Here is a 6,286-nt window from a genome sequence, read left to right as displayed (position 1 = left end):
ATTACTAATCGTTGCGAATTTACAACTAATTATAAAAATTTAATTTTGTGATAAATACATTGCTCTATTTTGTGCTCTTGAACGCTTATACTTAAGGCTCTTGGTTACAAAATTTAACATGAGATTTTATAGTAAATAGACTTAAAACGGATTAACTTGTAAAAAAGTGTGATCAATGTCACAGATCTCATATAAACATATTGCACAAATTTTAAAATAAATTAAAATAAGAAAAAATTTCAATCAACAATTTCGCTTATTTCCATTTATGACGACAAATAATATTCTTGATTTAAATCCAAAGCTTCTTTGGAAATGGTTTAATACCATTTGTTCAATTCCTCATCCTAGCTACCATGATCAAGCTTTAGTTAATTACATTGTTAATTGGGCACAACAACAAAATCTTGATGTATCTACAGATAAAGCAGGCAATGTATTAATACGTAAAGCTGCTAGTCCAGGTTATGAAAATGTTCCTTGTCTTGCTCTACAAGCGCATTCGGACATGGTGCCGCAAGCTAATAGTGATAAGCAACATGATTTTTTAGTTGATCCTATCGTTCCTGTAATTAACGGTGATTTTCTTTATGCAGATAACACAACTCTAGGTGCAGATAACGGTATTGGCTTAGCTTCAGCTTTAGCGGTGTTAGAAGATCCTAATCTTAAACATGGACCTATAGAAGTTCTCGTTACCCGTACTGAAGAAGTTGGCATGGAAGGAGCAATTAATCTAGCCAATGATTGGTTAACAGCTGAATATATGATTAACACTGATACTGAAGAGTGGGGGGAATTATATTTAGGCTGTGCAGGTGGTTCTGATCTTACTTTTACCAAAGAATTAAATTTTAAACCGTTAAAAGAAAATGCTAAAGTTGTTAAACTTTCTTTAACTGGTTTTCGCGGAGGTCACTCAGGTTGTGACATTCACACTAATCGCGAGAATGCAATCAAATGCTTAAGCAAGCTGCTATATGCAATGTATCGCGAAGTTAAATTTAATTTTATTGACCTATATGCTGGTCAAGCAAGAAATGCGATTCCGCGCGAAGCTTATGCTACGGTAATGGTAACTGAACAAAATTACCAACGTTTCCTTGAAGCCTATCAAGCAAATACTGCTAAACTTTTAAGTATTTATGGTCTTGCTGAACCTGATGGTAAATTTATTTTAGAAGAACAAGCAGCTGATAATCAAAGACGTTTAAGCTGTTCTGACATGCCGAATCTTTTACGTTTCTTAGTATTAGTTCCTAATGGTATTCTACGTCAATCTGATGAGTTTGCTAATACAGTAGAGTCGTCTTTATCAGGTGGTATTTTACGTTTAAACCCTACTGATGGTTTTAAATATAAAATTCTTGCTCGTTCAACCGTTGACACAGCTAATGCATTATTTGGTAATGAAATGTATGCTTTAGCTGATTTAACATGTTTAACTCTAACTATTTCAGGAACCTATTCTGGTTGGAGACCTGAAACTAGTGATTTCACTAAGTTTGTAGAGAAAGTTTATAACCAACATAACCAACAACAAGTAGCAGTTAAAGTTATTCACGCTGGTTTAGAGTGTGGCATTATTAAAGGTCATTATCCAAATATGCAATTAGTGTCTATTGGTCCTGATATTTTTAATCCACATACACCAAAAGAACATTGCCGCATTAGTTCTGTTGAAAAATATTACAATTTAATAGTTGATTTAATTCAAAACTTTAAAGAGCTAGATAAATAATCATCTTATTGTTGAATAGCCCTTAACAGGGCTATTCTAATTTAAGGATAACAAGATGACTACTTCAACATTTAACCTGCAATTATCTCAACAACAAATTTTTGCGCAAAGTGCTCTCAAAGATTTAAACCCTAGTTTAGTATGGAAGTGGTTTAGCGTTATATGTAGTATTCCTCATCCGAGCTATGCTGATCAAGCTTTAGCTGACTACATCTACGAATGGGGATTGTCGCAAGCGCATTTAGAAGTGGCAAAAGATGAGATAGGTAATGTCTTGTTACGCAAACAAGCAAGCGCCAATTGTCATCATTATCCTACTATATGCATTCAAGCCCATTGTGATATGGTGCCTCAAGCAGCTGCTCATAAAGAACATAATTTCCATACCGATCCTATAGTACCTCGTATTATTCAAGATAACGTTTATGCTACAGATACGACCTTAGGGGCTGATAATGGTATTGGCTTAGCCTGTGCTTTAGCTCTGCTTGAAGATAACTCTTTTGAGCATGGTGCTATAGAAGTGCTATGCACTCGTAACGAAGAAGTTACTATGGAAGGAGTTATTCACCTACGAGATAATTGGCTGCAAGTTTCATACTTAATCAACACTGATACCATGCAATGGGGTCAAATGAATGTTGGTTGCGCTGATGGTTATGACATTGATTTTACGCGTAAATTCCCAATAACTAAAATTGAAGAAAATGACGCCATTTTCTTGATTACCGTACAAGGTTTAAGAGGTGGACATTCTGGTTTAGATATTGATAAAAAACATGAAAATGCTTTACGCATTTTGCAAGAAGTTCTCTCTAAACTAGGAGAAAGCACACCATTTAAATTAATAAGTTTAAGTGGTGGACAAGCAAGGAACGCAATTATCCGTCAAGCGCAAGCTTATCTTAGTGTAGATAATCCTGATGAGATAAAAGAAGTCTTAGAGCAAATTATTAAGCAAATAAAGATTACATACTCTCATGAAACTAATTTAAACTTTAGTCTTTGTCAAGTTTCAACTTCTGGTTATACAAACGCCTTAGATTACTCTAATTCGCTTCAGGCTTTAAACTTTATTGCTTGCTTACCAAATGGAGTTTTAGAATACTCAAGCAAATATAAAGCGGTAAAAACCTCTTTATCAGTGGGTAAATTTTCACTTGAAGATGGTGAATTTAAGTATCAAATTCTCCTCCGCTCAAGTGAAGAAGATATTCTAAGTAAAACTTATGAAGAACTTAAAGAGTTATCTTCACAACATGACTTTACCTGCCAACTTATGGCTAACTATGCTTGCTGGTCACCACAAGAAAATCAGTTGAGCCAACTAGCTATTAAACTGTACGAGCAGCAAGAACAACAAAAGCTAAAATTGAGTGTCGTGCATTGTGGTTTTGAGTGTGGCTACATTTTGCAACATTATCCACAAATGCAATTAATTAGTCTTGGACCTGAAATTAGCTTCGCTCATTCACCTCAAGAGCATGTTGTTATCGATACGGTAACTAAATTCTATACACTTTTACAAAGAATTATCAGTCAATTGCATACGCTTACACCAAACTAACTTGTAGAGTATTACTAATTGTAATTAGATAATTACAAGAGTTTATTTAAGAATAAAGTACTAAAGTTCCGGAGTTTTTAACTTCTCGGCTCTATTCGGGCTTAGAATATAGCTTAATGCGTGCTATAATGCTAGGCAATTAAGGAGCAATTCATGAACCAAGATAGCAAATATACCGATTTTGGTTTTAAACAAATTCCTATCGAGCAAAAAGAACAATTAGTAGCAGAGGTTTTCGATTCGGTAGCCAAAAAATACGATTTAATGAACGACATTTTATCGTTTGGCATTCACCGTAGCTGGAAAAAACACACTATTAATTGCTCGGGTGTTAAAGAAGGTGATCGTGTGCTAGATCTTGCTGGTGGTACTGGAGATTTCACTGAAAAATTCAGTAAACTAGTAGGTAAAAGTGGCGAAGTAACATTATCAGACATTAACGCAAGCATGCTTAATGAAGGTAAAACTCGCCTTCTTAATAAAGGAATTGTTGGAAATGTACGTTTTGTGCAAGCAAATGCTGAACAACTACCTTTCCCGGATAATTATTTCGATATTATCGTAATCAGTTTCGGATTACGTAATGTAACCAATAAAGATAAAGCTCTACAAGAAATGCACAGGGTATTAAAACTAGGTGGTCGAGCTTTAGTATTGGAGTTTTCTAAGCCAACAAATCAATTACTCGAAACAGCATACAATATTTATTCGTTCCAACTATTACCTTTAATTGGTAAAGTTGTTGCTAATGATGCTGGTTCATATCAATACTTAGCTGAAAGTATTCGTAAACATCCTGATCAGGAAACACTTAAACAAATGATGCTCGATGCTGGTTTTAACCAAGTAGGTTATCAAAACCTAACTGGTGGTATTACTGCACTGCACCGTGGCTTCAAATTCTAGTAGATACTAAATGAAAAACTATTTAGACTTATTGCAATATATTAAAGATAATGGTGAGTATAAGTCTGATCGCACAGGTACTGGAACTTATTCGATTTTCGGTTACCAAATGCGTTTTGACTTATCTAAAGGTTTTCCATTAGTAACAACTAAAAAGCTCCATTTACGCTCGATTATTTACGAGTTACTTTGGTTTTTAAAAGGAGATACTAACATTAAGTATCTTAATGAAAATAAAGTGACTATTTGGGATGAGTGGGCTGACGCTAATGGAGATTTAGGTCCAATTTATGGTAAACAATGGGTTAGCTGGCAATCCTTAGATGGTAAAGTCATAAATCAAATTGAACAAGCAGTTGACCTTATTAAAAATAATCCTGATAGTCGCCGCATTATCGTTAATGCTTGGAATGTTGGTGAACTTGACAAAATGGCTTTAGCCCCTTGTCATACCATGTTCCAGTTTTACGTTAATAATGGCAAACTATCATGTCAACTATATCAAAGATCATGTGATGTATTTTTAGGTTTACCATTCAACATCGCTTCATATGCACTTTTAGTTCATATGATGGCACAACAATGTGATTTAGAAGTAGGTGAGTTTATTTGGACGGGTGGAGACGTTCATATTTACTCAAATCATATTGAACAAGTTAATACCCAATTAACTCGTTCACCATATGCTTTACCTCAATTACACATCAAACGCCGACCAGCCTCAATTTTTGAATATCAATTTGAAGATTTTGAGATTGTAAACTACGAATCACACAAAGCAATTAAAGCCCCAGTTGCTGTGTAGTTACATTGCAAAACGTTTGATTAATAACTAATATTTCTTTAATTTGAGGTCATACTTTGTATGCGAAAATTTAAAAAATTCTTCGAAAATGAAGCTGCTGGGGGTATTGTTTTAATTATATGCGCAGCACTTGCTCTCATAATTGCTAACATTCCAGCGGCAAACGCAATCTATAGCAAATTTCTGCACTTTCATATAGATTTGATTATTGGTGGCTATGAAGTTTTTAATTTAAGTTTTGAGCACTTCATAAATGATGCTCTAATGGCAATTTTCTTCGTGACAGTTGCCATTGAAATTAAACAAGAAATGTTACATGGTCACTTGGCAAGTTTTAAACAAGCAAGCTTTCCATTTTTCGGTGCTCTAGGCGGCATGGTAGTACCAATTTTAATTTACTTTGCTCTTACATTTAGTAAGCCAGAGCTAATTCATGGTGCGGCTATCCCTATGGCTACGGATATCGCTTTTGCTATTGGGGTACTATCTTTACTAGGTAAACTTGTACCACCGGCAATGAAAGTGTTTTTACTTGCTTTAGCCGTAATCGATGATTTAGGCGCAATTGTTGTAATTGCAATTTTCTATACTACAGAGTTAAACTTTTTATTCCTGTTTATAGCATTCGTAGCTATTGTTGTAATGTTTATTATGAACCGTCGTAATGTAAGACCTTTAACTCCTTACATTATTATGGGAATTATTACATGGTACTGCTTATTACACTCTGGAGTACATGCTACTATCGCAGGGGTGCTAACAGGATTCTTAATCCCAAATCGCGATATTCGCGGTAGAAATCTTTCAATGGAAGTATTGCACTACTTTGAACCTTACGTTAAATGGTTCATCATCCCATTCTTTGCTTTTGCTAACTCTGGTGTTACATTAGGAGCAATTGGTGATGCTTTACTCCCGAATTTAGATTTAATTTTAGGTATTTTCTTCGGGTTATTTGTTGGTAAACCAGTAGGTGTATTCTTATTCACTTACGTATGTTCTAAACTAGGTATTACCCAAAAACCTACATCAATGACTTGGAGCATGACCTTCTTAGTTGGTATTATCTGTGGTATCGGTTTCACAATGTCTATTTTCATTGTAAACTTAAGTTTCCCAGGTGTGCTACCAGAAGAACGAGTGCACATTGATATCGCAAGATTAAGTATTTTATGTAGTTCTGCTATTGCCGCAATTGTTGGTTTAGTATTATTACAAATTAATCTCAAAAGACATCAAAAGAAAATCAAATAATAAAAATGGCAAG

5 protein-coding genes are annotated in these 6,286 nt (G+C 34.6%); all 5 read left to right on the top strand.

What is annotated here, in order from left to right:
• The first annotated feature begins 268 nt into the window (after positions 1 to 268).
• The 5 genes from pepD (CKF58_RS06270) (at position 269) to nhaA (ending at position 6,273) form a co-directional block, all read left to right on the top strand.
• On the top strand, positions 269 to 1,741 hold the full coding sequence (pepD, locus tag CKF58_RS06270; RefSeq protein WP_119532068.1) for a beta-Ala-His dipeptidase: 1,473 nt from the start codon (positions 269 to 271) through the stop codon (positions 1,739 to 1,741).
• 55 nt (positions 1,742 to 1,796) lie between these two features.
• On the top strand, positions 1,797 to 3,308 hold the full coding sequence (pepD, locus tag CKF58_RS06265; protein ID WP_119532066.1) for a beta-Ala-His dipeptidase: 1,512 nt from the start codon (positions 1,797 to 1,799) through the stop codon (positions 3,306 to 3,308).
• Between the two features lie 153 nt (positions 3,309 to 3,461).
• Entirely contained in the window at positions 3,462 to 4,214 is a 753-nt protein-coding gene (ubiE, locus tag CKF58_RS06260; protein WP_119532064.1) for a bifunctional demethylmenaquinone methyltransferase/2-methoxy-6-polyprenyl-1,4-benzoquinol methylase UbiE, read from the top strand.
• A 10-nt stretch (positions 4,215 to 4,224) separates the two neighbouring features.
• The gene (gene thyA, locus CKF58_RS06255; RefSeq protein WP_119532062.1) at positions 4,225 to 5,019 is read left to right on the top strand and encodes a thymidylate synthase; all 795 of its coding nucleotides are present in this window, start codon (positions 4,225 to 4,227) and stop codon (positions 5,017 to 5,019) included.
• A 60-nt stretch (positions 5,020 to 5,079) separates the two neighbouring features.
• Complete coding sequence (gene nhaA / locus CKF58_RS06250) at positions 5,080 to 6,273, top strand: Na+/H+ antiporter NhaA (RefSeq protein ID WP_119532060.1); 1,194 nt, start codon at positions 5,080 to 5,082, stop codon at positions 6,271 to 6,273.
• The last annotated feature ends 13 nt before the right edge of the window (positions 6,274 to 6,286 follow it).

The organism is Psittacicella hinzii (assembly GCF_003585935.1).
Lineage (GTDB): Bacteria > Pseudomonadota > Gammaproteobacteria > Enterobacterales > Psittacicellaceae > Psittacicella > Psittacicella hinzii.
Note: the sequence above shows the minus strand (reverse complement) of the source record. Positions and strands in the feature narration are given on the sequence as shown.

Bases quoted from the DNA above. Each gene is read 5' to 3' on its own strand.
- ubiE (WP_119532064.1), top strand. From the start codon at position 3,462: ATGAACCAAGATAGCAAATATACCGATTTTGGTTTTAAACAAATTCCT.
- pepD (WP_119532068.1), top strand. From the start codon at position 269: ATGACGACAAATAATATTCTTGATTTAAATCCAAAGCTTCTTTGGAAA.
- thyA (WP_119532062.1), top strand. From the start codon at position 4,225: ATGAAAAACTATTTAGACTTATTGCAATATATTAAAGATAATGGTGAG.
- pepD (WP_119532066.1), top strand. From the start codon at position 1,797: ATGACTACTTCAACATTTAACCTGCAATTATCTCAACAACAAATTTTT.
- nhaA (WP_119532060.1), top strand. From the start codon at position 5,080: ATGCGAAAATTTAAAAAATTCTTCGAAAATGAAGCTGCTGGGGGTATT.